Below are 22,545 nucleotides of genomic sequence, written 5' to 3'. Positions count from 1 at the left end.
CAAGAAGTAAATAATCTTGGTTAATGAACGGTTGATTTCTCTCTTGGGGACCATGACCAAGCAAGTGGGCGTGTTTCAATCGATTAAACCAGGGCCGTCCAAATCGTGTTTTCTTACAAGCTGTTGGCAAGGGTGAATGGACAGTTCCAGCCTTTTTCGATATGTGACGGTCCCATGAACAAGCTCGCTGTCAAACTCGTCGAAGCCAGTGCGGTTGAAACTGCGCTTCGTGTCATCTCCACCGAACAGAGCGGCCTTGCCGCGCTGGAGGAGGCGCTGGCGGGGCCGCTGGCCAGCCCCTTTTGTAATGCCATCAAGGTGATCGGCAGCAGTTCCGGCCGGGTGATCGTATCAGGTGTCGGCAAAAGCGGGCATATCGGCGGCAAGATCGCCGCGACCTTCGCATCCACCGGCACGCCTGCCTTCTTCATTCATCCGGCTGAAGCCAATCACGGCGATCTGGGCATGATCGGTCGCGACGACGTGGTGATTGCCATGTCCTGGAGCGGTGAAAGCACCGAGTTGCACGGCATCCTGTCCTTCACCCGCCGTTTTTCCATTCCGCTGATCGCCATCACCTCCGGCGAAACGTCAACTCTGGCGCGGGAAGCGGACATCGTGTTGCTTCTGCCCAAGGTGCAGGAGGCCTGTCCGCACGGGCTGGCGCCCACCACCTCCACCATGATGCAGCTTGCCATTGGCGATGCGCTGGCGCTGGCGCTGCTGGAAGCACGCGGCTTCGGGGCCAGCGATTTTCGGGTTTTCCATCCGGGCGGCAAGCTGGGCGCCATGCTGACGCATGTCGGCGACATGATGCATGTGGGCGATGAAGTGCCGGTTGTGCCGGTTGGTACCTCTGTGCCGGAAGCCATCATCATGCTGTCGCAGAAGCGGTTTGGCTGTGTCGGCGTTACCGACGAAGCCGGACGTCTGGTCGGCATCATCACCGATGGCGATATTGCCCGTAACCTCACCCGCAATCTTGGCGAGCGGCTTGTCGAAGAGGTCATGACCCGCCATCCGAAGACGGTGAATACCGAGACGCTGGCCACCACGGCCATGGGTATTCTCAACCAGTATAATATTTCCGCGCTGTTCGTGACCGATGAAGAAGGCGCGCCGAGCGGCATCGTCCACTTCCACGATCTGCTGCGCATCGGCGTTGCCTGATCTACAGCGCCGTGCGTTTTGTAAAGCGCCACAGTACACGACACTGAGTTATGCCGCGTGGCCTACCCCCCTCTGCCTTGCCGGACATCTCCCCCTCAAGGGGGGAGATTGCAATACAGACAAGCGCCATTCTTCAATAAGTATTTGTGGTGACGGCCTTTTTCAAGAATTTAGGCAGGGCGTCGATCTTGCCGATCTCCCTCCTTGAGGGGGAGATGTCCGGCAGGACAGAGGGGGGTAAACCACGGCTAAAACCGTAGCGTGGTGTACTGTGGTAAAACGCACAAAGGACGCTGTAACACATTAAAACTGCGGCCGTTCGATCAGGCGGTATCCACCATAAGGTCATGGCCGCGCGCGCTCATCACCATGACGCGCGTGCCGCTGTCGAGATCGGGACCCTGAACCACCCACCACGTTCCATCCAGCTTGATACGGCCGCGTCCCTCACGGATCGGCTCTTCCAGCGTTGCCGTGCGGCCGACGAGGTTGGCGCTGCGCTGGTTCAGCAGCGGTTCGTCGCTGTTTGCCACATCATCGCGCAGCAGGCGGCGTCCCAGCAGGATCGAAACGAGCGAAAAGGCGATGAAACAAATGGTCTGGGCTTGCCATGACCAGAAGAAATCACCCCAGAGCGCCAGCGACAACAGGCCGGTGAGCAGGGCGCCAAGCCCGAACCAGACCAGAAACATGCCGGGCATGACGAGTTCCGCCGCCAGAAGCGAGAGCGCCAGAATCCACCAGCTCCACGGCCCGAGTTGATCGACAAGCCATTGCAACATGGACCTACTCCCGCGACGGATTGACGGGAGGCACGGCTGAGGGGCTTCGCGCCGGTGCCGGTCTCTGGCCGGTCTGCGCCTCGCCGAAAACCTCGCGCGCCAGCGTGCCGATGCCGCCAAGCGAGGCGATCAGCGCCGAGGCCTCCATCGGCATCAGCACGATCTTTGCATTGCTGGCGGTGCCGATCGAGGCCATGGCTTCGGTATATTTTTGCGCCACGAAATAATTGATGGCGTTGACGTCACCGGCGGCAATGGCTTGTGAGACAAGCGTGGTGGCCTTGGCTTCGGCCTCCGCCAGACGTTCGCGGGCCTCGGCTTCCCGCCAGGCGGCCTCGCGCTTGCCTTCCGCCTGCAAGATGGCGGCTTGCTTGGCGCCTTCGGCTTTCAGAATTTGCGCATTGCGCATTCCTTCCGCTTCCAGCACCTGGGCGCGTTTTTCGCGTTCCGCCTTCATCTGCCGTGCCATGGCATCCACCAGATCCTTGGGCGGCTGAATGTCCTTGATCTCGACGCGGGTGACTTTAACCCCCCAAGGGCCAACGGCCTCGTCCACCACCCGCAGCAGCTTGTCGTTGATGGCGTCGCGGTTGGAAAGCAGTTCGTCCAGATCCATCGAGCCCATGACCGAGCGAATATTGGTCATGGTGAGGTTGAGAATGGCATTTTGCAGATTGGCCACCTGATAGGCGGCCTGGGCAGCATTCAGCACCTGAAAAAACGCCACGGCATCGGCTGAAATGCTGGCATTGTCGCGGGTAATGACCTCCTGGGTCGGCACATCCAGCACCTGCTCCATGACGTTCATCTTCGCGCCGATGGTTTCGATGAAGGGCGTGATGATATTCAGCCCCGGCTCCAGCGTGCGCGTATAGCGGCCGAAACGCTCCACCGTATAGCGATAGCCCTGCGGCACCGTCTTGATCCCGGCAACCAGCACCAGCACCACGAACGCCACAAGGGCAATCACGACAATATCGAACCCGCTCATTGCAACCCCACATTCCCAATGGAGCGCCGACCCGACTGCGTAAGGCAGGTGCCCTAAAGACTTGTTTCACAAACAGAAGCGCGATCGACCTCGTTTTGCCCCGGCCGGATCATGCTCTTTGCAAAGAAATGTAAGGTGTCGCGGGGCTTTTGACCAGTAGCCGTCAATGGCGCTTCCCAAAATGGCCGCTCTGCGAAGAAAATCATGCTTGCGAAAATCGGTTTCCACTTTTCACGGAAATGCTCTATGAGAGCCGCGGGTTTTCACCACCGGTCGCAGCCTACCCGGTCAAAACAAGGACTGACATCATGAAAACGCTCGTCGTCTGCTCTGGCGGACTGGACTCCGTTTCGCTTGCGCACAAGATCGCTGCGGAACAAATACTGATTGGCCTGCTCTCTTTCGATTATGGCCAGCGTCACAGGAAGGAAGTCGAGTTTGCCGCTCTTGCGGCAAAACGTCTCGGCGTTCCGCATCAGGTGATCGACATCACCGCCATCGGCAAAAGCCTGACCGGCTCGGCGCTGACCGACGATCTCGATGTGCCGGATGGGCATTACGCCGAAGAAACCATGAAAATCACCGTGGTGCCGAACCGCAATGCCATCATGCTGGCCATTGCCTTTGGCGTTGCGGCGGCAAAAAAGGCCGATGCGGTGGCGGTTGCCGTGCATGGCGGCGATCACTTCATCTATCCCGATTGTCGCCCCGGCTTTATCGATGCCTTTCAGGTGATGCAAAACCACGCACTGGACGGCTATGCGGATGTGAAACTGCTGGCGCCCTTCGTGACCGTGCCGAAATCCGGGATCGTCCGCGAGGGCGCGAAATACCACACCCCCTTTGCCGAAACCTGGTCCTGCTACAAGGGCGGGGAAAAGCATTGCGGCCGCTGCGGCACCTGCGTGGAACGGCGCGAGGCCTTTCATCTTGCCGGTGTCACGGACCCGACCGTCTATGAAGACCCTGACTTCTGGGTGGCCGCCACGCAAGGCTTCAAGGCCGAGGAGGTATGAGCATGTACCGCATTTCCAAGGAATTTCACTTTTCCGCCTCGCATCAACTCAAGGGCCTGCCCGCCGATCACCAATGCGCCCGCCTGCACGGCCACAATTATGTGGTGGTGATAGAACTTTCCGGGGAAGAGCTGAACGAACACGGTTTCCTGCGCGATTATCACGAATTGAAGGCGCTGAAGACCTATATCGACGAGTATTTCGACCACCGCCATCTCAATGACGTGCTGGGCCATGACAAGACCACGGCGGAATGTCTGGCGAAGCATTTTTACGACTGGTGCAGGCAGCGCTTCCCGGAAACCTCGGCCGTGCGCGTCAGCGAAACGGCGAAGACCTGGGCGGAATACCGGCCATGAGCGAGGCCACGATCCGGGTCTCGGAAATCTTCGGACCCACCATTCAGGGCGAGGGCGTGCTGATCGGCCAGCCCACCGTCTTCGTGCGCACTGGCGGCTGCGATTACCGCTGCTCCTGGTGCGATAGTCTCCATGCGGTGGAAAGCCGCTTTCGCGCAGACTGGCAGCCTATGAGCGTCGACGCCATCTGGGCCGAGGTGGAGAGGCTTTCGAACGGTAAGCCGTTAATGGTCTCGCTTTCCGGCGGCAATCCGGCGATCCAGCCGCTTGGACCGTTGATTACCCATGGCCATGCGCGCGGTTATCGCTTTGCGCTGGAAACGCAAGGCTCGGTGCCGAAGGACTGGTTTGCCGATCTCGACGTGCTGGTGCTTTCTCCCAAGCCCCCTTCCAGCGGCATGGAAACCGATTGGGCGGCGCTTGAAAACTGTGTTCAGGCCGCCGGGGGGAAGCCGCAAACCCTGCTGAAATTCATCGTTTTCAATGAGGCTGACTATGCCTATGCCAAATCCGCCGCCGCCCGCTTTCCCGCACTCCCCGTCTATCTCCAGCCCGGCAACCACACCCCGCCACCGCCGGAGGAGGAGGACGCCGTGATCGACATGGACGGTATCATGACCCGGATGCACTGGCTGGTGGACAAGGTTATGGAAGACGGCTGGTTCACCGCCCGCGTGCTGCCGCAACTGCACGTGCTGCTCTGGGGAAACCGGCGCGGCGTGTGAGGGCTGGCTGTGTTGGGTTGCTTTTCCAGTTCCCTAGCGCTTCCGCGTGCCAAAGATAATTATAGCGGATGGTGAGGCCGGGACGAAGGCAGGGTACGTCACTCTGCGGCTTTGCTGTATTCCGCGCTCATGATCAAAGCCATGGGGTCATTATCCATGTCGGAGGTTTTGATAACCTCGCGTTCGCGTTTTTTCATGTCCAGACAGTGCTGATGCTCTCTGGCGGAGAGAAAAGCGCCTATGGTGCGGTTATGAGCCGTCACCTCAATGACGCCGCCTGACTGGACCTGCTCGCGGAAGGTGGTGAACCTGCGGGCAAATTCGTTCGCGGATTGGGCCATAGCCATGCTCCTTTATACGTAAAATACGCATTTTACGCATAACATCAAGATCGCTGGGTGTTCACCCCAGTCACCGCTCACACCCAGCCCTGCAATTCTCGCCGCACCACGCTTTCCAGCACGCGCATACCGTCATCGCTGTCGTTGAGGCAGGGGATATGCGTGAATTTCTCGCCGCCATTGTGCAGGAAGTCCTCGCCTGCTTCACCGGCGATTTCCTCCAGCGTTTCCAGGCAGTCTGAGACGAAGCCGGGATTGAGGATGGCGATGCGTTTTACGCCCTCCCTGGCAAGCTTCTCGACCGTTTTGTCGGTATAGGGTTGCAGCCATTCCTCCGGTCCGAAGCGGGACTGGAATGTCACCATCAGCTTTTCCCTGGACCAGCCAAGACGGTCGCGCAGCAGGCGCGTCGTCTTGTAGCACTGACAATGATAGGGATCGCCCTTTTTGAAATAGGACATGGGGATGCCGTGATAGGAGGTGATCACCAGTTCCGGTTCCCAGTCCAGCGTTTTCAGGTGCGTTTCGATGGAGTTGGCCAGCGCATCGATATAGACCGGATCGTCGGCATATTGCGGCACGGTGCGCAGTGCTGGCTGCCAGCGCATCTTGAGAAGGGCCTTGAAGGCCTCGTCATTGACGGTTGCGGTGGTGGCGGCGGCATATTGCGGATAAAGCGGGAAAAGCAGGATCTTTTCGCAGCCCTGCTGCTGCAATTCATTCATTTTCGATTTGATCGACGGCTGGCCGTAGCGCATGGCCCAATCGACGATCACATTTGGCATATCCTTGAAGGAGGCTGCCATCTTCTCGGCCTGGCTGCGGGTATAGGTGCGCAGATAGCTTTCGTTCAGGTCGTTGTTCCAGATGGATTCATAGGCCTTGCCCACTTTTTGCGGGCGCTTGTTCAGCACGATGCCGTAAAGGATCGGGTACCAGAGCAGCCGCGACCATTCGATGACGCGGCGGTCTGTCAGAAACTCCTCCAGATAACGGCGCATGGATTTGTAATCCGTGCCGTCCGGCGTGCCGAGATTGACGAGCAGCACGCCCACCTTTCCGAAATTCACCTTGGGATGGTCGGCGGGGAGGTGGCTCATGTCTACGCTCATATCTGGATAGCCCTGCTCAGGAATTCATGTTCCATCTACGCTTTTGCCGGGAGAAAGGATCACTGTCCAGACAGAAAAACCGGCCCGTGTGGTCGCGGGCCGGTTCTTTTGTCGCAGGCGCCTGCGCTTACCTTGCGGGCAGCGTCAGCACATCGCCGATTTCGATGTGGTTGGGGCGCGGCAGCTTGTTTGCCCTGGCAATTTTTGTCCAGTCATCGCCCTGGCCATAGGTTGCTTCGGCGATCTTCCACAGGCTGTCGCCCTTGACCACTGTATATTGGGTGGGCTGGGCCGCCGCAGGCGGGGCGGAAACCGCAGGTGCCGCAGGGGCGGGAGCCGTTGCCGGGGCCGGACTTGCTGCCGGTGCCGGAGCGGGTGCCGGGGCAGGAGCTGCGGCCTGGGCGGCGGTTGCCGTCTTCGGCTGTGCGGCGGGGGCAACATAGCCGGCAGGCGTCACTTCATTCACCCGGCCATCGGTGAAGGGCTTGTAGGGTGAATGCCTGGCAAGGAATTCCGCCGTGACATCGGCCAGATCCGGGCCGTAGTCATAGGCGTTCTGCCCGGCGGTTGCGAAGATCTTGTAGCCATCGCCACCGGAGCGCATGTAGTTGTTGGTGACGACGCCGTAGAGCTTGTTGCGGTCAAGCGCTGCGAACCCGTCGCCTTCCTTGACCTGAACGTCCACAATGCGGCTGCCTGCGGGCTTGGAGCGGTCGAAGCTGTATTTGAGGCCTGCCACCTGCGGGAAGCGGCCTGCACCGTCATCCACCTGGCTCACGCCGTTTTCCAGCGCGGCCACCACGTCGGACCCCTTGAGCTGGAAGGTGGCCAGCGTGTTCTGGAAGGGCAGCACCGTAATGACCGAACCCATTGTCACCTTGCCGCCGCCGATGGAGGCGCGCAGGCCGCCGCCATTCTGGATGGCAATGGTCATGCCCTGATTGCGGGTGTGATCCAGCATGGCTTCCGCCACCAGATTGCCCATGGCGCATTCCTTCGCGCGGCAGGAGGTGGAGGCGCCGTCGATGGCATCGGTGGCCTCGCCGATTTCCTTTTGGCGCAGCGTCTGGATCGGGCCTGCCAGCTCTGCCACCTTGGCGGCCATGGAGGCGTCGGGCTGGACCTTCGAATCGATCAGGATTGGATCACCCTTGGCGCTCTTGACCACGCCATTATCGTCGAAAACGACCGTCAGATCGCCGAGATATTTGCCATAGGAAGCAGCCGTCACCACCGGCACCTTGTAGCCGCCGGGATTATCGACCAGCGTGGGATAGGGGCCTTCGGCCTTCGGATCGGTGTTGGACAGCAGCGTATGCGAATGGCCGCCAACCACGACGTCCACATCGGGAATGGCGGCAATCTCCATGTCGCGATGATAGCCGACATGGGTCAGGGCAATGATCTTGTTGACGCCTTCGGCCTTCAGCTTTTTCACCTCGGCGGTGATGGCGGCAACGTCATCGGTGAATTTCACATTCGGGCCGGGGGAGGCAAGCTCGGTGGTTTCCGGGGTGATCGCGCCGACGATGCCGATCTTCTGGCCATTGACGGTGAGGACGGTGGAAGGCTTGATGCGGTCCTTCAGCGTGGAATTGCCCGTGGCCTCGAAATTGGCGGCAAGGATCGGGAAACCTGCCTTTTCGGCAAAGGGAGCGATTGCGGTTTCGCCATCGTCGAATTCGTGGTTGCCAAGCGTCATGGCATCGAATTTCAGAGCGTTCATCACCTCCAGTTCGGCCTTGCCCTTGTAGGTGGTGTAAAACAGCGAGCCCTGGAAATTGTCACCGGCATTCAGCGTCACGACGTTCTTGCCCGCAAGGGCGGCGCGGGTCTGGTCCAGCAGGGTTTTCAGCCGGGCGGCGCCGCCAAAGCACTGGCTCTTGCTCTCCTCGTCCTGAGAGCAGGTGGCGTCGTATTTGTTGATGGCTTCGATGCGTGAATGGAAGTCGTTGATATGCAGGATGTTCAGCTCAAAGTCGGCAAAGGCTGCACCGGACGATAGGGCGAGCATGGAGACGCTCAGCAGACCAATCCTCAATCTTCTCGACATTCGTGAACTCCTTGTATCTTCGCCGCCGTCATGCGGCAGCCATGGCCAGTAGGGGCATTCAATGCGGCCCGCCTTTGCGAATATGGCGACCCGCGCAATCTTTCAGTGGCTTGCGCCCGTCTCGTGCATAATTCCTCAGATCGGAATCGATTTACCGGGGTTTGATGACAGTTTTTTCAGCATTGACGAAAGCTGCATGGTTTCATTCCACGCAAGGCGGTGCAAGCAGAAATGGCGGGAGATTGAAAAAGAAAAGGCCGCGCAAAAGCGCAGCCTTGAAAAACGAAAATATAATGGTTGGACGGGCAAGGCGCGATCATGCGTCAGCCATATGCCGGTTTCAGATCTGGCGGCGCAGCGAGAAATTGGCGCCCGAATCCGTCGTGCAATTCAGTTGGCCAGGTGTCACCAGCGCGCAATTGACGCGCGACTGGGTCTTGCGCACCAGCGATGTCATGTTGATCTCCACCAGCGTCGGCGACATGCTGGTATAGGTGCCGGAAGCCAGAAGCGCATTGGTATCGGTGGAGCGGGTGGAGAAGGTGCCGCCCTGGAAGGTGGAGACGATGCCGTTCGGATCGACCCAGGCGCCTTCCACGCCCTGCGGCTGCACGGGCTGGTAGCTGACCTGACGCGGCGGTGGCGGCCCCATGCAGGAGGATACAGCAAGGGCTGCTGCAAGCAGGGTGGCAATGTGAGCGGCCTTCATCACAGACTCCGTCGATAAGCTTATAGTGACCATGCCGCGAAGCCGCCGTGAATGCAAGACGGTGCGGCGTTATCCCGGCAGTTGAACACAAGCGATTGATTGAAAAGCAAAAGACCCGCCGAAACGTTCCAGCGGGTCTTTATGTTCCATGCGGACGAAATCAGCGCACCAGTACGTTGCGGAACTGCCAGGGATCCTTTTCGTCCAGATCCTCCGGGAAGAGGCCGGGGCGGCCGGTCAGCGGCGTCCAGTCGGTATAGTGGCCTTCGACGGGGCCGAGATAGGGCATCTGCACGTCGAGGCAGCGCTTGTAGTCCATCTCGTCGGCTTCGACGATGCCAGCCCTGGGGTTTTCCAGTGCCCAGACCATGCCGGCCAGAACCGCGGATGTGACCTGCAAGCCCGTGGCGTTCTGGTAGGGGGCCAGTTCGCGGGTTTGCTCCACCGAGAGCCGCGAGCCGTACCAATAGGCATTCTTGTCATGGCCGTAGAGCAGCACGCCCAGTTCGTCGATACCGTCCACAAGCTCGTTTTCGTCCAGAACATGCAGAACCGGCTGCGCCTTGCCGCCATTGCCGAACATTTCATGCAGCGAAAGCACGGCATCATTGGCGGGGTGGTAGGCATAATGACAGGTGGGGCGGTAGCTCACCTCGCCATCCTTCTCCACGGTGAAATAATCGGCAATGGAGATGGATTCGTTATGCGTGACGAGGAAGCCATATTGCGGGCCGGGCGTCGGGCACCAGGTGCGCACGCGGGTATTGGCGCCGGGCTGCTCCAGATAGATGGCCGCCTTGCAGCCCTTCTTGTGCTTCTTGGCGTTCTTCGGCATCCAGTTTTCATGCGTGCCCCAGCCGAGTTCGGAAGGCTGGAGACCTTCGGAAATGAAGCCTTCGACCGACCAGGTGTTCCAGAAGACGTCAAGCGGCTTGGGGTTCTTCGTGCGCTGGGTGTCGCGCTCGGCAATGTGAATACCCTTGACGCCAACCTTCTTCATCAGCTTGGCCCAGCCGTGACGGTCATCGGCGGCGGGCTCTTCGAAGGACAGACCCAGTTCGTGGGCAATATTCACCAGCGCCTGCTTGACGAACCACGAAACCATGCCGGGATTGGCGCCGCAGCAGGAAACAGCCGTGGTGCCGCCGGGGTTCTTCTTCTTTTCCTGACGCACCGTCTCGCGCAGCGCGTAATTGGTGCGCTCGGCATTGCCCTTGTCCTTGTCGAAATAGAAGCCGAGCCAGGGCTCGACGACGGTGTCGATATAAAGAACGTCGAGCTTGCGGCAGAATTTCATCAGGTCCAGCGAGGAGGTATCGACGGAAAGATTGACGCAGAAGCCCTGGCCTTCACCTTCGGTCAGAAGCGGCTTGAGCAGCTCTTTGTAATTGTCCTTCGTGACGTGAGCCTGGATATGCTTCACGCCATGGCGCGCCAGAATGCCCTGATCGTCGGCGGCGGGATCGATCACCACCATGCGGCTTTTGTCGTATTTGAAGTGCCGCTCGATCAGCGGCAGCGTGCCGCGCCCGATCGACCCGAAACCGATCATCACGATCGGACCGGTGATTTCGCCATGGACCGGGTAAGTCTGGGTGGTCATTCGTTGTGTCTCCGTGGACGCCACTTGTCGTCGGGGCACGGCGTTGCAGGCCGGAATGTGGCCTGTGGCGCCTGTGCTGCCGTCAAGGCCGTCCATGACGGCCTTTTCAGCCTGCTCTAGAGCATATTTAAACGACAGAATAAAGACTGATACGAAGAGTCATTGAAGATGACCCTTCGTATTCCATTTTCGAATATCTCAAGCCCCTGATGCGGTTGAGATATTCGAAATCTCTTCAAGGCGAGGATGCGTTAGCATCTTCGAGCCTTGGTATGAGAGGCAGGTCCGCGCAGCTGATTTTCAAAATGAACGATGCTGCCTCGTGCCGAGCAGGCGGGCAGCACCGATTGCGGCCAGCATCAATCCGGCGACAATGAGCGCCATCATGAGAAGACGGGCGAGATGATATTCATCCATTCCCTGCACCGTACCGGGTGCTCCATAGCTCGACTGCCAGCCGCCGATATAGGCGATATTGGTGATGATCAGGGCAAGCCCGTAGATCGGCGGTAGCCATATTGCGCGTTCGAGCGGGGGGAGATGCCTGAGATTGACGGTTTCGGCGATCCGTCCGTTTCCGTGGCAGGCGGTGACCAGCAGGGTGACGATGATGGGGAAATGGCCAACCAGATCCACGCGCCCGAATTCCAGAACCGCCGAGACGAAAATGGGGAAAAGCAGAGCCGCGCTCATCCGGCTGCTCGCCGTGCCGCCCAGCATCAGCATGGCGGCCGCACCGAATTCAAGCCATCCGGAAAGCGGCAGGAAGACTTCTGGCGCCATGCCCATGGTCAGCCACGGACGGCTGCACAACAGGGGAAGGGACCACGCCGCGAAAGCCCACTTTTCAACCGCCGCCCACATGAGTGTGCAGGCCATGCTCACCACAAGGAGGCCGTGACGGTTGGCAACCAGCCAGCCCGCGACACCCTGTCTGCCAAGCCGCGTGCCATGCAGGCTTCCGGCAATGAGAAGCGCTGCAAAGCCAAGGAAAAGCGGATAGTCGAGGAGATGGTAGATGCCATATTGGCGTGTAGCGCCAAGCCACAGCCCGGCAATGCCGAGCCCGGCAACCCACGCGGTCCTGGACGAAAGGCAAAAGGCGGCCAGAACCAGCTGCACCCATTGCAGGCGCGTGTCCGCGGTCGTTAGTTCCGGGGTTAGCCAGATGGGGGTCGGTAACAGCCAGAGCCAGGACAGCCAGAGCCCGAGGCTGAGTCGGATCAGCCGGTCCGCGCTGAAATCCACCGCGCGCAGCACGGCGGCAGGAGCCTTGAAGAAACGATCGGCCAGCGTATCGGCGGTAATGCACAGCCACAGCGCCGGCAGGCTGAGTCCCAATCCCAGCAGCCAGATCGGGTCCAGCATGTAGCGCCCCGGCGGCGCGGGCGGCGCCGTCAGATCATAGGGCTGGAACCATTTGACATGGGCATCGGCAACGCCCTGACAACCCAGAAACAGTATGGCGGCCATGATGGACGAGGCAAAAAGGCGGCGGCAAATCTTTTTCGTGTGAACATGCATGAACTAGATCACAAGATTGAAACGGACTGGCTTGAAATATGTGCAAATTCTGATTTTCGTTGCGCAGCGTCAGATGAAATACCGATCGCCAATTCAACCCCTTGTGGGCATGAATTCCCCGAGGATAACGCTAGAGTTTCCAGCAAAAGTGTATTTGGTTTTGCGTCCGGACGTGCTTTAGAGTGCATGGATAGGTCTTGAAATGCTCAAATACATGATTTTTTGTTATCCTGCTGCATAATTCCTTAAATCGGAATCGATTTAAGGTGAAAATTATGCAGCAGATTTAAAGTGTTACAGCGTCCTTCGTGCGTTTGATAAAACGCACGAAGGACGCTGTAAATGATTTTACAATCATCATCCTAAGAAGTGATAACCAATATTCCGGCATTTTTTTGAAAATACCGCGCTAAATTTGTGGGCAATTATGTTGTCACTGCGAACGCGCCGCAGAAAGTCCTGTCTCTTCGACTGATGGGGGCTGCTGTTGCAAAAGCAGCGGATAAAAGTGCCGAACCACCGCTTCAGCCAGCGGGGTGGTTGCTGTTTCACTTCGGTGGATCATACCTTATGCCACGGCTTTTTCCACGGCTTCCACCAGTTCGGCACGAATCAGGCCGCGAAGCGCATTGCCCACGAAAAGCGGGCGGCCATGCAGGTTTTCCGGTTTCAGCACCTCGGCGCGGGCCTTTCGCTCCCGGATGAGGTCTGCCCGCAAAATGCCGGGCAGCAGGCCGCTCGAAAGCGGCGGGGTCATGAGAATGCCGTCGGCGCCCTGCACGAAAACGTTGGTGAAGCTTCCTTCGCAGATTTCGCCGCGCTCGTTGAGCAGCAAGACCTCATCTGCCTCTTCGGGCGAAAATTCGGCGCGTGCTGACTCATAGGGTTCCCGCCGCGATGTCTTGTGGCGGTAAAGCGCGTCGTCGGATCTGAGTCTTGTCTTTTGCGCGATGCGGATGCGCCATATGGTGTTTTCCGCCACCGGCTCGAAAGGCGTGACTGTCACCTCGACGCGGCCGCGGAAATTCATGGTCAGCCGCACGCGCAGCGGCGTTTGGGCACCGTTCACCGCATCCTTCAGCGCGGCATCGGCCTTGACCGGCTGGCGAAAGCCCAGCGCATCGGCCGAGCGGCCCAGACGGCGCATATGCTGGTCAAGCCGCAGAAATCCGGTGCCGGGTTCGAAGCGGAGCGTTTCAATCAGCGTGAAATCCATTGTTCACCTACCGCAAAGCGCGCCTTGAGCAGACATTCTTCATATTCCGCCTCGGCTGTCGAATCAAATACTATGCCCCCGCCGACATTGAAAACCGCCTCACCTGTCTTGAAAAGAGACAGTGTGCGGATAGCCACTGAAAACCGCATCGGGCCGGAAGGGTCGCAAAAGCCGATCGCGCCGCAGTAAATGTCGCGTGGGCCTTTTTCCAGCCGGTGCAGGATCTGCATGGCCCACATTTTCGGCGCGCCGGTGACGGAGCCGCAGGGAAACAGGGCCTCGATGATGGTTTCCAGCGTCACGCCGGGCAAAAGCGTTCCCCGAACATGGCTGACAAGCTGATGCACGGTCGGGTAGGTTTCGATGTGGAAGAGTTTCGGCACATCGAGACTGCCCACTTCGATCAGCCGGGAAATATCGTTGCGCAGCAGGTCCACGATCATGCGGTTTTCGGCCTGCGTCTTTTCATCGCACAGCAATTGCGCCTTGATGGCCTCGTCTTCCCGCGCGCTGGCGCCACGCCGTGCCGTGCCCTTCATCGGATGGGTTTCGATGAAGCCTTCCTTATCCACCTTGAAAAACAATTCCGGCGAGCGCGAGACGATAGCCGGTCCGCCAAGCTCGGCAAGCGCCCCGTAGCGCACTGGCTGGCGCTCGATCAGCGCGCTGAAAATCTCCCGCGCCGTGCCGTTCGCCTCTGCCGTAACGGGCATGGTCAGGTTGCCTTGATAACAATCGCCCTGGCGCAGATGCCGGTGCAGCTCGGCAAAGGCCTGCCGATAGGCGGCAAAATCCCAACCGGCGCGGGGGCGGGACAAGACCTCTCCGGTGCGAGGCGTCGGCAGAATGGCAAGCGGATGGTCCTTGCCGCGCGGCCGGTCGAATATGCCGAAGAGCAGCAGCGGTGTCTCCCGCCCATTCTCGATCAGCGGCCGCAGCTTGTCCTCGAAGACGAAGCCCGCCTCGTAGGAAAGATAGCCGGCCAGCCAGTATCCTTCTGCCTTTGCCGCTTCCAGCCGCTGCAAGGCGGGCCGCACCTCCTCGGCGCGGACCGCTTTCACGATGTCGCGTGGCTGATCGAAGAGCAGCACCTCGCCGCTCTTGTCGTCACGAAACAGAATATAGGGCGAAGCGGCAGTCATGCGGAGCGGTCAAGCGCCTCCAGCTCGTCGATGAGCCCCTCGATCATCGAAAGTCCCTTTTCCCAGAAAGCGGGGTCCGTGGCATCCAGCCCGAAGGGGGCCAGAAGCTCGGAGTGATGGCGCGAACCACCCGCCTTGAGAAGATCGAAATATTTCTGCTGAAAGCCCTCCGCCGCATTCTGGTAAACGGCGTAGAGCGAGTTCACCAGGCAATCGCCAAAGGCATAGGCATAGACATAGAAGGGCGAATGGATGAAGTGGGGAATATAGCTCCACCAGCTTTCATAGCCTTCCGAAATGCGAATGGCCGGGCCAAGGCTTGCCTCCTGCACGGAAAGCCAAAGCTCACCGATCTGTTCGGCGGTCAGCTCGCCCTGCCTGCGGGCCGTGTGGACCTTGCGCTCGAACTGGTAGAAGGCAATCTGGCGCACCACGGTATTGATCATGTCCTCCACCTTTTGCGCCAGCATGGCCTTGCGCTCGCGCCGGTCGGTGGTCTTGTCCAGCAGTGCCCGGAAGGTCAGCATTTCGCCGAAGACAGACGCGGTTTCGGCCAGTGTCAGCGGCGTCTGGCACATCAGTGCGCCCTGTTGGCCCGCCAGCACCTGATGCACGCCATGGCCCAGTTCATGGGCAAGCGTCATCACGTCGCGCGGCTTGCCGAGATAGTTGACCAGAACGTAAGGATGGGCCGATGGCACGGTGGGGTGGGCAAAGGCGCCGGGTGCCTTGCCGGGCCGGGCCGGTGCATCGATCCAGCCGCCTTCGAAGAAGCGATTGGCAATCTCCGCCATCTCCGGCGAAAACGCCCCGTAAGCGGAAAGAACCATATCCTTCGCCTCGCTCCAGGCAATGGTGCGGTTGGCGGCTTCCGGCAGGGGGGCGTTGCGATCCCAGAAATTCAGCTGCTCCATACCGAGCCAGCGGGCCTTCATCTTGTAATAACGGTGCGAAAGGCGCGGATAGGCCTTTTCCACCGCCGCGGCCAGCGCATCCACCACGGGGCGCTCCACCCGGTTGGAAAGGTGGCGGCTATCGGCAATATCGTCGAAATTGCGCCAGCGGTCGGAAATCTCCTTGTCCTTGGCCAGCGTGTTGGTAATCAGGGTAAAGACGCGCCGGTTCTCGCGGAAGGTTTTCGAAAGGGCCGCCGCCGCTTTTTCGCGCAAGGCCGGGTCCGGTTCCTGCAACAGGTTCAGCGTCGGCTCCAGTGTCTGCTCCTCGCCATCCACGCTGAAGCGCAGCGACGCCAGCGTTTCGTCGAACAGCCGGTTGAAAGCGGCGGCCCCCGTCTGGGATTTTTCCAGGAAAATCTGTTCCAGCCGGTCATCGAGCTGGTGCGGCTTGTCCTTGCGCAGATCGATCAGCCATGGCCCGTAATGGGCGGTGGCCGGATCGCCTTCGATGGCCGCATTCAGGAGACTGTCTTCGAGCCGGTTCAGTTCCAGCGTCAGAAACAGCAGATGCGCCGCATAATCGGTGAGCCGGGATTGCACATCGCCAAAGAACTTGGCGCGTGCGCCGTCCGTCATGTCGCTATAATAATAAAGTCCGGCATAGGAGCCGATCCTGCCCAGAAGATCCTCCAGCGCCTCGAACTCCTTCAGGGCCTGCCCCAGCCCCTGATTGCCATTGCGCGTGGCGGCATCGGCCAGCTTGCCTTTCCATTTTGCCTCGAAATCGCGGCTGAGAAGGCCTGCCTTTTCAAGATCGGCCTTGAGTTCCGGCGCATCCGGGCCGCTGTAGAGATCGGACAGTTGCCATTGTGGCAGTTCGCCCAATGCTGTTGCGCCGCCTGCGGCGGTTTGCTGTGCCATGAGGCGGCGATCGCTGAACCCTTGGAAACGCATAGATCTCTTCCTTCCTGTCGGCCTTGCCAGGCCGGACGCGCCGTGACAGACGCATTTCATGCGCCCTCTCTCTGCCATTTTTCTCAAGGATGCGCCACACCCGAGCCGTGGTTAACGAAATGGGGCGCTTGCTCCTTGCCCTGCCGGATGGCGCCCGGTTTTGGCGCTGTTTCATGCCAGAGATGCACAGTCGTCCGGTTTGGGGCAGGTTTTTGCCACAAATCTGTATCGTAGCGGGCAATTTCCGGTGCGACCGCTAAAATCCTAGGAAAATCCGGAACAGCTTGTTCAAGGCTTAAGTGTCATGGTGAGCCCATGGGTGCAATCCACGGACTTGCCGATATGCGGTTGTGAATTGCCGTATGCCACAACGAAGCCAGCCGCTTCCACATCGGAAGACAAGGCCATGGCAAGCCGTAAAACAATGGAGATGCAAGGTGACTGCTCATATTCTGGTTATCGACGATGATCCGGTACAGCGCCGTCTTCTCAAGGCGGCGGTCGAAAGTCAGGGCCATGTGGCGCTGCTTGCCGATGACGGACAGACGGGCCTGGCGCTTTTCCGCCAGCGTCAGGCAGAGATTTCCGTCGTCCTGCTCGATCTGATGATGCCGGGCATGTCGGGGCTGGATTTCCTCATTGCCATTGGCGGCCAGAATGCCGATGTGCCGGTGGTGGTGCAGACGGGGCAGGGGGGCATTGAAACGGTGGTGCAGGCCATGCGTGCCGGGGCCTTCGATTTCGTGGTCAAGCCGGTCTCGCCGGATCGCATCATTGCCGCCATTACCAATGCGCTGAAGGTGGACAGCCTCGATGCGCAGCATCGGCCCACCCGCCGGTCGCGCTCCGGGGCGGTGCATTTCAGCGACATCATTTCGGCAAGCCCTGCCATGGCGCGGGTGATCGAGCTGTCGCGGCGGGCGGCGCAATCGTCCATTCCCGTCGTGCTGGAAGGTGAATCGGGCGTTGGCAAGGAAATGGTGGCGCGGGCCATCCAGGCGGCAAGCGAGCGCGCTTCCAAACCCTTCGTCACCGTCAATTGCGGTGCAATCGCTCCGAACATGGTGGAAAGCCTGCTGTTTGGCCATGAGAAGGGCGCGTTTCCCGGCGCTGCGGACCGCCATGCCGGAAAATTCATCGAAGCCGATGGCGGCACGCTGTTTCTGGATGAAATCGGCGAATTGCCGCTGGAAATCCAGGTGAAGCTGCTGCGCGCCGTGCAGGATGGCGAAATTGAAACCATTGGCGGGCGGACACCGCAAAAGGTGAATGTGCGGCTGATTTCCGCCACGAACAAGGATCTGATCGAAGAAGTGAAGGCTGGCAGGTTCCGGGAGGACCTCTATTATCGCCTCAACGTTTTCCCGATCACCATACCGGCGCTGCGCCGGCGCAAGGAAGACATTCCCTTCCTGGCGCGGGCCTTTACCGAGCGCTTCTCAACCGAACAGCGCCTGCCGCGACCCTTGAGCCTTGGCGCCGGTGCGCTGGCCCTGCTGACGGCCTTCGACTGGCCGGGCAATGTGCGGCAGTTGGAAAATGCCATTTACCGCGCCGTCATTCTGGCGGAGGGAACGGAACTGGCCGAAAGCGATTTCCCGCAGATTATGGCGCAGATTCCCGGCGGCCTCAAGCAGGAGGGCTTCTGGTCCGGCCTGTCCGCTTTCGGCGAGACGCAGGCCGATGCAGCAGCACCCCGTGGGCTGGAGCGCGAGGAGCTGGCCTTCATCGACCGCCTGCCTGCACCCCGTGTCGAAGATCCGCGTCCGGCCTTCCTGGAAAATGCCATTGCCAGCATCGATGAAAATGGCAATGTGCGCAGGCTTGCCGATATTGAGGAGGAGCTGATTCGTTTTGCCTTGAAATTCTATCGCGGGCAGATGAGTCAGGTGGCAAGAAAGCTTGGAATCGGACGTTCCACCCTCTATCGCAAGCTCAAGGATTACGGCATCGATCCGGATAATCCGCAAAAGCACGCGGCATGATCACTCATGCTTGATAAGGCGGCCCCGTCAGTAAGCTGTTAACCTCCGGGTAAGGATGTTTGATTAGTCCTTGTCAATGGGTTGTTATGGATTGGTTCACCATATATGAATCAATCCCGCCGCTGTGGCAGTTTTGCCATGTAGTTACCGCATTTTCTTGGCATCAGGCAAGCTGAGGGATGTGTTGATACTGACGGGGACGGATTTGCGGATTACGGATGTACCAACATCGCCCTCCGGGCGCGGGCGGCCTTGCCGCTTGGCAAAGGACGGGCCAGCTGTCTCCAGGCTTCTGCTGATGGCATTCCTGTTCATGGCGGTCGCCTTTTCGGGCCTGTTCGCCAGTGCCGGAATGGCTTCTGCCGAGACGCGCTCGCTGCGCATTCTCTTCGTTCACACAGGCGAAAAGCAGGAAATCACCTTCAAGCGCAACGGGCGTTACGATCCCAAGGGGCTGCAACAGCTCAACACCATTCTGCGTGACTGGCGGCGCAACGAAGCCACAAAGATGGACCCGCGCCTCTTCGATCTCGTCTGGAACGTCTACCAGAAGTCGGGCGCCAGTGGTTACATCTATGTCGTCTCCGGCTATCGTTCCCCGGCCACCAACGCCATGCTGCGCTCTCGCTCCAAGGGCGTCGCCAAGGAAAGCCAGCACATGCGCGGCACCGCCATGGACTTCTTCATTCCTGGCGTGGCGTTGAAAACGCTGCGCGATGTGGGATTGAAGATGCAGGCTGGCGGTGTCGGCTATTATCCCAATTCCGGCTCGCCCTTCGTGCATATGGATGTGGCGGGCGTGCGCTCCTGGCCGCGCGTGCCGCGCGACGAACTTGTGCGCCTGTTCCCGGATGGCAAGACGCTGCATATTCCCGCCGATGGCAAACCCCTGCCGGGCTATGAGCTGGCGCTTGCCGATTATAAGCGACGATTGGGATCGGAAGAGATCCTGATGGCCGATAGCAGCCCAAGGGCCCGAAGTCGTCCACGAAATCTGATGGCCATGCTGTTTGGCGGTGGCGACGAGGATGAAGATGAAGATAGCGGCCCGGCGCAGCCGCCGGTGCGTGCCCAGCAGCAGCCCGTGCCACCGCCCGGCCTGCCGCCCCGGCAGCCTGAGCTGACCAACCCGACGCCGCCCGTCGCTTCCGTTGCCGTTGCCTCCGCTGCGCCGCAGCCGGGTGTCGATGCGCCTGTTCCCTTGTCGCGTCCGGCCATGGAACCGGGACCGGGCAGCCTTGCCGTTGCGCTCTATTCTCCTGGTGGCCGCAATGCCGCGGAGGATGCGCTGCAAAAGATGGCCCCGCCTGCGCCGCGCAACGTACCCATTCCAATGAGCCAGCCGGCGCAGGAAAGCTATGCCGATCTCGGCTCCTACAAGATCCCGGTTCCGACCTTGCTTGACCAGCGTGCGGCCAAGGGCGAACAGGCCATCATGACCGCTTCGCTTCAGCCGGGAAGCCTGCCGCCCGTTGAAAACGGCGTGATGCATGTTCCCGTGCCTGCGGGTCGTCCGGCGCTGGCCGATGCCATTGCCGCAACCGAGCCGCAAATGGCGCGGGACAAGGCAGAGCCGACCACAGTGGAGGAGGCCATGTTGTCGCCTGCCGCCGCCGAGGCGCTGGAAGAAAGCATGAGCGCGCCGTCGGTGGTTCCGCAGCCCCGTCCGCAGCCTGAATTGCGTGCAGCACCCGTGGCCGCCGCTGTTCCCGCTCCGGCACCTGTGCAGAAGGCGCCTGTCGTAACGGCCCAGCCTGTTGCCGTTCAGCCCTCCGCGCCGGTGGTCAACGCCTCATCGCGGCAGGTTGCCGCGCTGCAACCCTCGCGTCCGAAAGCCCAGTCCGGCCAGTATGGCGATGTCTTCGACCAGCCGAAGGCCGCCGGGCGCAAGCCCGAAGCAGGCCTGCCGGTCAAGGGTGGTCGTCCGGGCCCCAGCGAAGCGGAAGCCGCAAATCTGGGAATGGCCGGTGGCACGCAGTTGACGCGGGCGATGATTTCGCAGTGGGCGCTGAACAAGGCCGATATTCAGCCGCAAAAGCCGGGTAAATCCAGCCGCGTCGCGCCCAAGGCCATCACCACGGCCCCTGCCGAAACGGATATGCCGGTTGGCTTCAACGCCCCTCCGGCCATCGATCCGGCCCGATTCGGAGCCATTCGATAAGAAACAATCAGGATGGGCGGGATCCGCCTTTCCGCTTGCAAACCCGGACATAGAAAAGCCGCGGAAGACAGGATCTTCCGCGGCTTTTGCTTTTCATCATGGTTGCGCCGGGCGGCTCAGCCTTCCGGTGGGCTTTCGATCATGCCGAGAGCATGAAGATAGGTATCGAGGATAAGATCCTCTTCCATGCGCTCCTGCTCATCCTTCTTGCGCAGGGCAATCACCTTTTTGAGGATCTTGGTGTCGAAGCCCATGGCCTTGGCCTCGCCGTAGACATCCTTGATGTCGTCGGCAATGGTCTTCTTTTCTTCTTCGAGCCGCTCGATCCGTTCGACAAAAGCGCGCAACTGGTCGCGGGCGACGCCATGAGCATCAGACATGAATGTCTCCTTGCAGGGGCGCGGCATCGGCATCCGCAGGGATGGTGAATGTCGCGCCGGTGGTGAAATCTGGTTGATCCCCACGCTCCACACAAGGTGTGGACAGACGCGGAAATGTCGTGCGGCTGACCTGCCTTGAAGTGCTGCGAAGGTCAAGTCCTTTTGCGTGGACAGGCGGCAGCGGGGCGGGCGGCGGCTCTATTCCTGCTTTTTTTCAAAGGCCTGCCGCTGGGCGGCGGTGGCTTCCTTCTGGTGCTGGGCCTTCCATTCTTCGTAGGGCATACCGTAGATGTGCTGGCGCGCTTCCTGCCGTACCATTTCAATGCCTGCGGCATCGGCTGCGTCCTGATACCAGTTTGCCAGACAGTTACGGCAAAAGCCCGCGAGGTTCATCAGATCGATGTTCTGGACATCCGGCCGTTCGCGAAGGTGCTTGAGCAGGCGGCGAAAGGCGGCAGCTTCCAGTTCGGTTTGTTGTTGTGGGGTCAAATCCGGCATTGGTTTCCTCATGGGTGCCGCCTGCCATCGGCACGGGCGGCAAAATGCCGGTATTCGTGCAGGGCAGGGTCGGCGTTCATGTCACGAAAAATCGGCTCCAGCCTGTCAGCCCAGGCGGTGATGCCGGCTTTATCGGCAATGAGGTCCTGGCGCACCTCCAGAAGGGCGTGGGGCATTCCGCTCTTCATGCAATGGCGATAGAGCGTATCGCCCTTGAGCGCGCCGTCATAGGGTTGGTTGTCGCCCACAAGAATATCCTGCGCGGCGCGAAGCCTGTCGAGAAGCGGGTGCACGGCCCGGTGGTCGCTATCCCATAGAACAGCCGCGTGCCACGGCCGCGCCACACCCTTCCAGGCCGGCGTATAGGAATGCAGCGACAGGACGAGCGGCGCCTTGCCCGTGGCCTGCGCCACGCTTTGCAGCATTTGCGCCACCGCCCGATGATAGGGACGGTGATAGGTCTCGATGCGGTTCTGCCATTCCTGCGGGGAAATCGGGTGGTTGCCCGGCACGATGGCGCCATCGGAAATGCGCATGATCAGCGTCGGGTCGTCTTCACCGCGATTGGGATCGATCAGCAGCCGGGAAAAGCGGCAGAGAAGGGCCGGGGCGTCAAGCCGGGCCGATAGCTGGCGCGTCAAGCCTTCTATGCCGATGTCATAGGCGATATGGCGCGCAAAGGCACTTTCCGGCAGGCCAAGAGTGCCATAGGCGGCGGGCAGCAGGTTCATCGCATGATCGGCAAGCAGAACCAGACCGTTTGCCGGATTGCCGTTCAGGCGTTCGAAGGGTGCAAAATCTGTCATGTACACAGGGTAAAACGATCCAGAGGCTCTTCCAACCCAATTCTGCGGCAGTTTTGCGGCCAGTACACCAAATATCCTCGGTAAATTCCGGTCTTGCGCCTGCCACCTCCCAAAGTGATTTT

General features: G+C 60.0%; 20 protein-coding genes. 6 read left to right on the top strand and 14 right to left on the bottom strand.

The genetic code is table 11. The features are described from left to right. The first annotated feature begins 174 nt into the window (after positions 1–174). Positions 175–1,170 carry a KpsF/GutQ family sugar-phosphate isomerase gene (locus tag T424_RS0112025; protein WP_027487953.1) on the top strand — a complete coding sequence of 332 codons (996 nt, stop codon included), beginning with the start codon at positions 175–177 and terminating at the stop codon, positions 1,168–1,170. A 323-nt stretch (positions 1,171–1,493) separates the two neighbouring features. Here T424_RS0112025 and T424_RS0112020 read toward each other — a convergent pair whose 3' ends face one another. Together T424_RS0112020 and T424_RS0112015 are read right to left on the bottom strand one after the other, a co-directional pair. Further along, a complete protein-coding gene (locus tag T424_RS0112020) occupies positions 1,494–1,952 on the bottom strand; it encodes an NfeD family protein (RefSeq protein WP_027487952.1) in 459 nt (152 codons plus the stop codon). A gap of 4 nt (positions 1,953–1,956) precedes the next feature. After that, entirely contained in the window at positions 1,957–2,943 is a 987-nt protein-coding gene (locus T424_RS0112015; RefSeq protein ID WP_027487951.1) for an SPFH domain-containing protein, read from the bottom strand. Positions 2,944–3,251: 308 nt separating this feature from the next. On the opposite strand from T424_RS0112015, the gene queC reads away from it, so the two are divergent. The 3 genes from queC to queE are packed head-to-tail and all read left to right on the top strand — an operon-like array spanning position 3,252 to position 5,043. Next, positions 3,252–3,959, top strand: coding sequence for a 7-cyano-7-deazaguanine synthase QueC (gene queC / locus T424_RS0112010; protein WP_027487950.1), 708 nt, complete (start codon positions 3,252–3,254; stop codon positions 3,957–3,959). A 2-nt stretch (positions 3,960–3,961) separates the two neighbouring features. Beyond that, positions 3,962–4,318, top strand: a complete 357-nt coding sequence (queD, locus tag T424_RS0112005; protein WP_027487949.1) for a 6-carboxytetrahydropterin synthase QueD — start codon at positions 3,962–3,964, stop codon at positions 4,316–4,318. Then, entirely contained in the window at positions 4,315–5,043 is a 729-nt protein-coding gene (gene queE / locus T424_RS0112000) for a 7-carboxy-7-deazaguanine synthase QueE (RefSeq protein ID WP_027487948.1), read from the top strand. The genes queD and queE overlap by 4 nt, the downstream gene beginning before the upstream one ends. 98 nt (positions 5,044–5,141) lie before the next feature. On the opposite strand, the gene T424_RS0111995 is transcribed toward queE, so the two are convergent. The 9 genes from T424_RS0111995 to T424_RS0111955 all read right to left on the bottom strand — a co-directional run bounded on the left by T424_RS0111995 (position 5,142) and on the right by T424_RS0111955 (position 16,560). Next, the gene (locus T424_RS0111995) at positions 5,142–5,384 is read right to left on the bottom strand and encodes a hypothetical protein (protein ID WP_245269529.1); all 243 of its coding nucleotides are present in this window, start codon (positions 5,382–5,384) and stop codon (positions 5,142–5,144) included. Positions 5,385–5,461: 77 nt separating this feature from the next. Continuing rightward, complete coding sequence (gene hemH, locus T424_RS0111990; RefSeq protein WP_027487946.1) at positions 5,462–6,496, bottom strand: ferrochelatase; 1,035 nt, start codon at positions 6,494–6,496, stop codon at positions 5,462–5,464. A 127-nt stretch (positions 6,497–6,623) separates the two neighbouring features. After that, entirely contained in the window at positions 6,624–8,549 is a 1,926-nt protein-coding gene (locus tag T424_RS0111985; RefSeq protein ID WP_027487945.1) for a 5'-nucleotidase C-terminal domain-containing protein, read from the bottom strand. A 340-nt stretch (positions 8,550–8,889) separates the two neighbouring features. Next, entirely contained in the window at positions 8,890–9,258 is a 369-nt protein-coding gene (gene omp10, locus T424_RS0111980; protein ID WP_027487944.1) for an outer membrane lipoprotein Omp10, read from the bottom strand. Positions 9,259–9,418: 160 nt separating this feature from the next. Then, entirely contained in the window at positions 9,419–10,861 is a 1,443-nt protein-coding gene (locus tag T424_RS0111975; protein ID WP_027487943.1) for a homospermidine synthase, read from the bottom strand. A gap of 300 nt (positions 10,862–11,161) precedes the next feature. Next, the gene (locus T424_RS0111970) at positions 11,162–12,385 is read right to left on the bottom strand and encodes a hypothetical protein (protein WP_027487942.1); all 1,224 of its coding nucleotides are present in this window, start codon (positions 12,383–12,385) and stop codon (positions 11,162–11,164) included. Between the two features lie 568 nt (positions 12,386–12,953). Then, entirely contained in the window at positions 12,954–13,601 is a 648-nt protein-coding gene (locus tag T424_RS0111965; RefSeq protein WP_027487941.1) for an aminotransferase class IV family protein, read from the bottom strand. Further along, positions 13,586–14,743 (bottom strand): aminodeoxychorismate synthase component I, encoded by a 1,158-nt coding sequence (locus tag T424_RS0111960; protein ID WP_027487940.1) that lies wholly within the window; start codon positions 14,741–14,743, stop codon positions 13,586–13,588. Before T424_RS0111960 ends, T424_RS0111965 begins: the two co-directional genes overlap by 16 nt. Beyond that, the gene (locus tag T424_RS0111955) at positions 14,740–16,560 is read right to left on the bottom strand and encodes a M3 family oligoendopeptidase (RefSeq protein ID WP_027487939.1); all 1,821 of its coding nucleotides are present in this window, start codon (positions 16,558–16,560) and stop codon (positions 14,740–14,742) included. Before T424_RS0111955 ends, T424_RS0111960 begins: the two co-directional genes overlap by 4 nt. A gap of 470 nt (positions 16,561–17,030) precedes the next feature. On the opposite strand from T424_RS0111955, the gene T424_RS0111950 reads away from it, so the two are divergent. Next, on the top strand, positions 17,031–18,578 hold the full coding sequence (locus T424_RS0111950; protein WP_027487938.1) for a sigma-54-dependent transcriptional regulator: 1,548 nt from the start codon (positions 17,031–17,033) through the stop codon (positions 18,576–18,578). A 298-nt stretch (positions 18,579–18,876) separates the two neighbouring features. Next, positions 18,877–20,739 carry a DUF882 domain-containing protein gene (locus T424_RS0111945; RefSeq protein WP_245269527.1) on the top strand — a complete coding sequence of 621 codons (1,863 nt, stop codon included), beginning with the start codon at positions 18,877–18,879 and terminating at the stop codon, positions 20,737–20,739. A gap of 116 nt (positions 20,740–20,855) precedes the next feature. Here the strand turns inward: T424_RS0111945 and T424_RS0111940 are convergent, their stop codons facing one another. The 3 genes from T424_RS0111940 to T424_RS0111930 form a co-directional block, all read right to left on the bottom strand. Then, positions 20,856–21,119, bottom strand: a complete 264-nt coding sequence (locus tag T424_RS0111940) for a DUF2312 domain-containing protein (protein ID WP_027487936.1) — start codon at positions 21,117–21,119, stop codon at positions 20,856–20,858. 198 nt (positions 21,120–21,317) lie between these two features. Next, entirely contained in the window at positions 21,318–21,617 is a 300-nt protein-coding gene (locus T424_RS0111935; RefSeq protein WP_027487935.1) for a DUF1244 domain-containing protein, read from the bottom strand. Between the two features lie 8 nt (positions 21,618–21,625). Beyond that, positions 21,626–22,423, bottom strand: a complete 798-nt coding sequence (locus tag T424_RS0111930) for an N-formylglutamate amidohydrolase (protein ID WP_027487934.1) — start codon at positions 22,421–22,423, stop codon at positions 21,626–21,628. Positions 22,424–22,545 lie beyond the last annotated feature (122 nt).

The organism is Allorhizobium undicola ORS 992 = ATCC 700741 (assembly GCF_000621665.1).
Classification (GTDB): domain Bacteria; phylum Pseudomonadota; class Alphaproteobacteria; order Rhizobiales; family Rhizobiaceae; genus Allorhizobium; species Allorhizobium undicola.
Note: the sequence above shows the minus strand (reverse complement) of the source record. Positions and strands in the feature narration are given on the sequence as shown.

What these genes read in the sequence shown, in the direction of transcription:
- T424_RS0112025 (WP_027487953.1), top strand. Translation starts at nt 175, where the DNA reads ATGAACAAGCTCGCTGTCAAACTCGTCGAAGCCAGTGCGGTTGAAACT.
- T424_RS0112020 (WP_027487952.1), bottom strand. Translation starts at nt 1,952, where the DNA reads ATGTTGCAATGGCTTGTCGATCAACTCGGGCCGTGGAGCTGGTGGATT.
- T424_RS0112015 (WP_027487951.1), bottom strand. Translation starts at nt 2,943, where the DNA reads ATGAGCGGGTTCGATATTGTCGTGATTGCCCTTGTGGCGTTCGTGGTG.
- queC (WP_027487950.1), top strand. Translation starts at nt 3,252, where the DNA reads ATGAAAACGCTCGTCGTCTGCTCTGGCGGACTGGACTCCGTTTCGCTT.
- queD (WP_027487949.1), top strand. Translation starts at nt 3,962, where the DNA reads ATGTACCGCATTTCCAAGGAATTTCACTTTTCCGCCTCGCATCAACTC.
- queE (WP_027487948.1), top strand. Translation starts at nt 4,315, where the DNA reads ATGAGCGAGGCCACGATCCGGGTCTCGGAAATCTTCGGACCCACCATT.
- T424_RS0111995 (WP_245269529.1), bottom strand. Translation starts at nt 5,384, where the DNA reads ATGGCCCAATCCGCGAACGAATTTGCCCGCAGGTTCACCACCTTCCGC.
- hemH (WP_027487946.1), bottom strand. Translation starts at nt 6,496, where the DNA reads ATGAGCGTAGACATGAGCCACCTCCCCGCCGACCATCCCAAGGTGAAT.
- T424_RS0111985 (WP_027487945.1), bottom strand. Translation starts at nt 8,549, where the DNA reads ATGTCGAGAAGATTGAGGATTGGTCTGCTGAGCGTCTCCATGCTCGCC.
- omp10 (WP_027487944.1), bottom strand. Translation starts at nt 9,258, where the DNA reads ATGAAGGCCGCTCACATTGCCACCCTGCTTGCAGCAGCCCTTGCTGTA.
- T424_RS0111975 (WP_027487943.1), bottom strand. Translation starts at nt 10,861, where the DNA reads ATGACCACCCAGACTTACCCGGTCCATGGCGAAATCACCGGTCCGATC.
- T424_RS0111970 (WP_027487942.1), bottom strand. Translation starts at nt 12,385, where the DNA reads ATGCATGTTCACACGAAAAAGATTTGCCGCCGCCTTTTTGCCTCGTCC.
- T424_RS0111965 (WP_027487941.1), bottom strand. Translation starts at nt 13,601, where the DNA reads ATGGATTTCACGCTGATTGAAACGCTCCGCTTCGAACCCGGCACCGGA.
- T424_RS0111960 (WP_027487940.1), bottom strand. Translation starts at nt 14,743, where the DNA reads ATGACTGCCGCTTCGCCCTATATTCTGTTTCGTGACGACAAGAGCGGC.
- T424_RS0111955 (WP_027487939.1), bottom strand. Translation starts at nt 16,560, where the DNA reads ATGGCACAGCAAACCGCCGCAGGCGGCGCAACAGCATTGGGCGAACTG.
- T424_RS0111945 (WP_245269527.1), top strand. Translation starts at nt 18,877, where the DNA reads ATGGCATTCCTGTTCATGGCGGTCGCCTTTTCGGGCCTGTTCGCCAGT.
- T424_RS0111940 (WP_027487936.1), bottom strand. Translation starts at nt 21,119, where the DNA reads ATGTCTGATGCTCATGGCGTCGCCCGCGACCAGTTGCGCGCTTTTGTC.
- T424_RS0111935 (WP_027487935.1), bottom strand. Translation starts at nt 21,617, where the DNA reads ATGCCGGATTTGACCCCACAACAACAAACCGAACTGGAAGCTGCCGCC.
- T424_RS0111930 (WP_027487934.1), bottom strand. Translation starts at nt 22,423, where the DNA reads ATGACAGATTTTGCACCCTTCGAACGCCTGAACGGCAATCCGGCAAAC.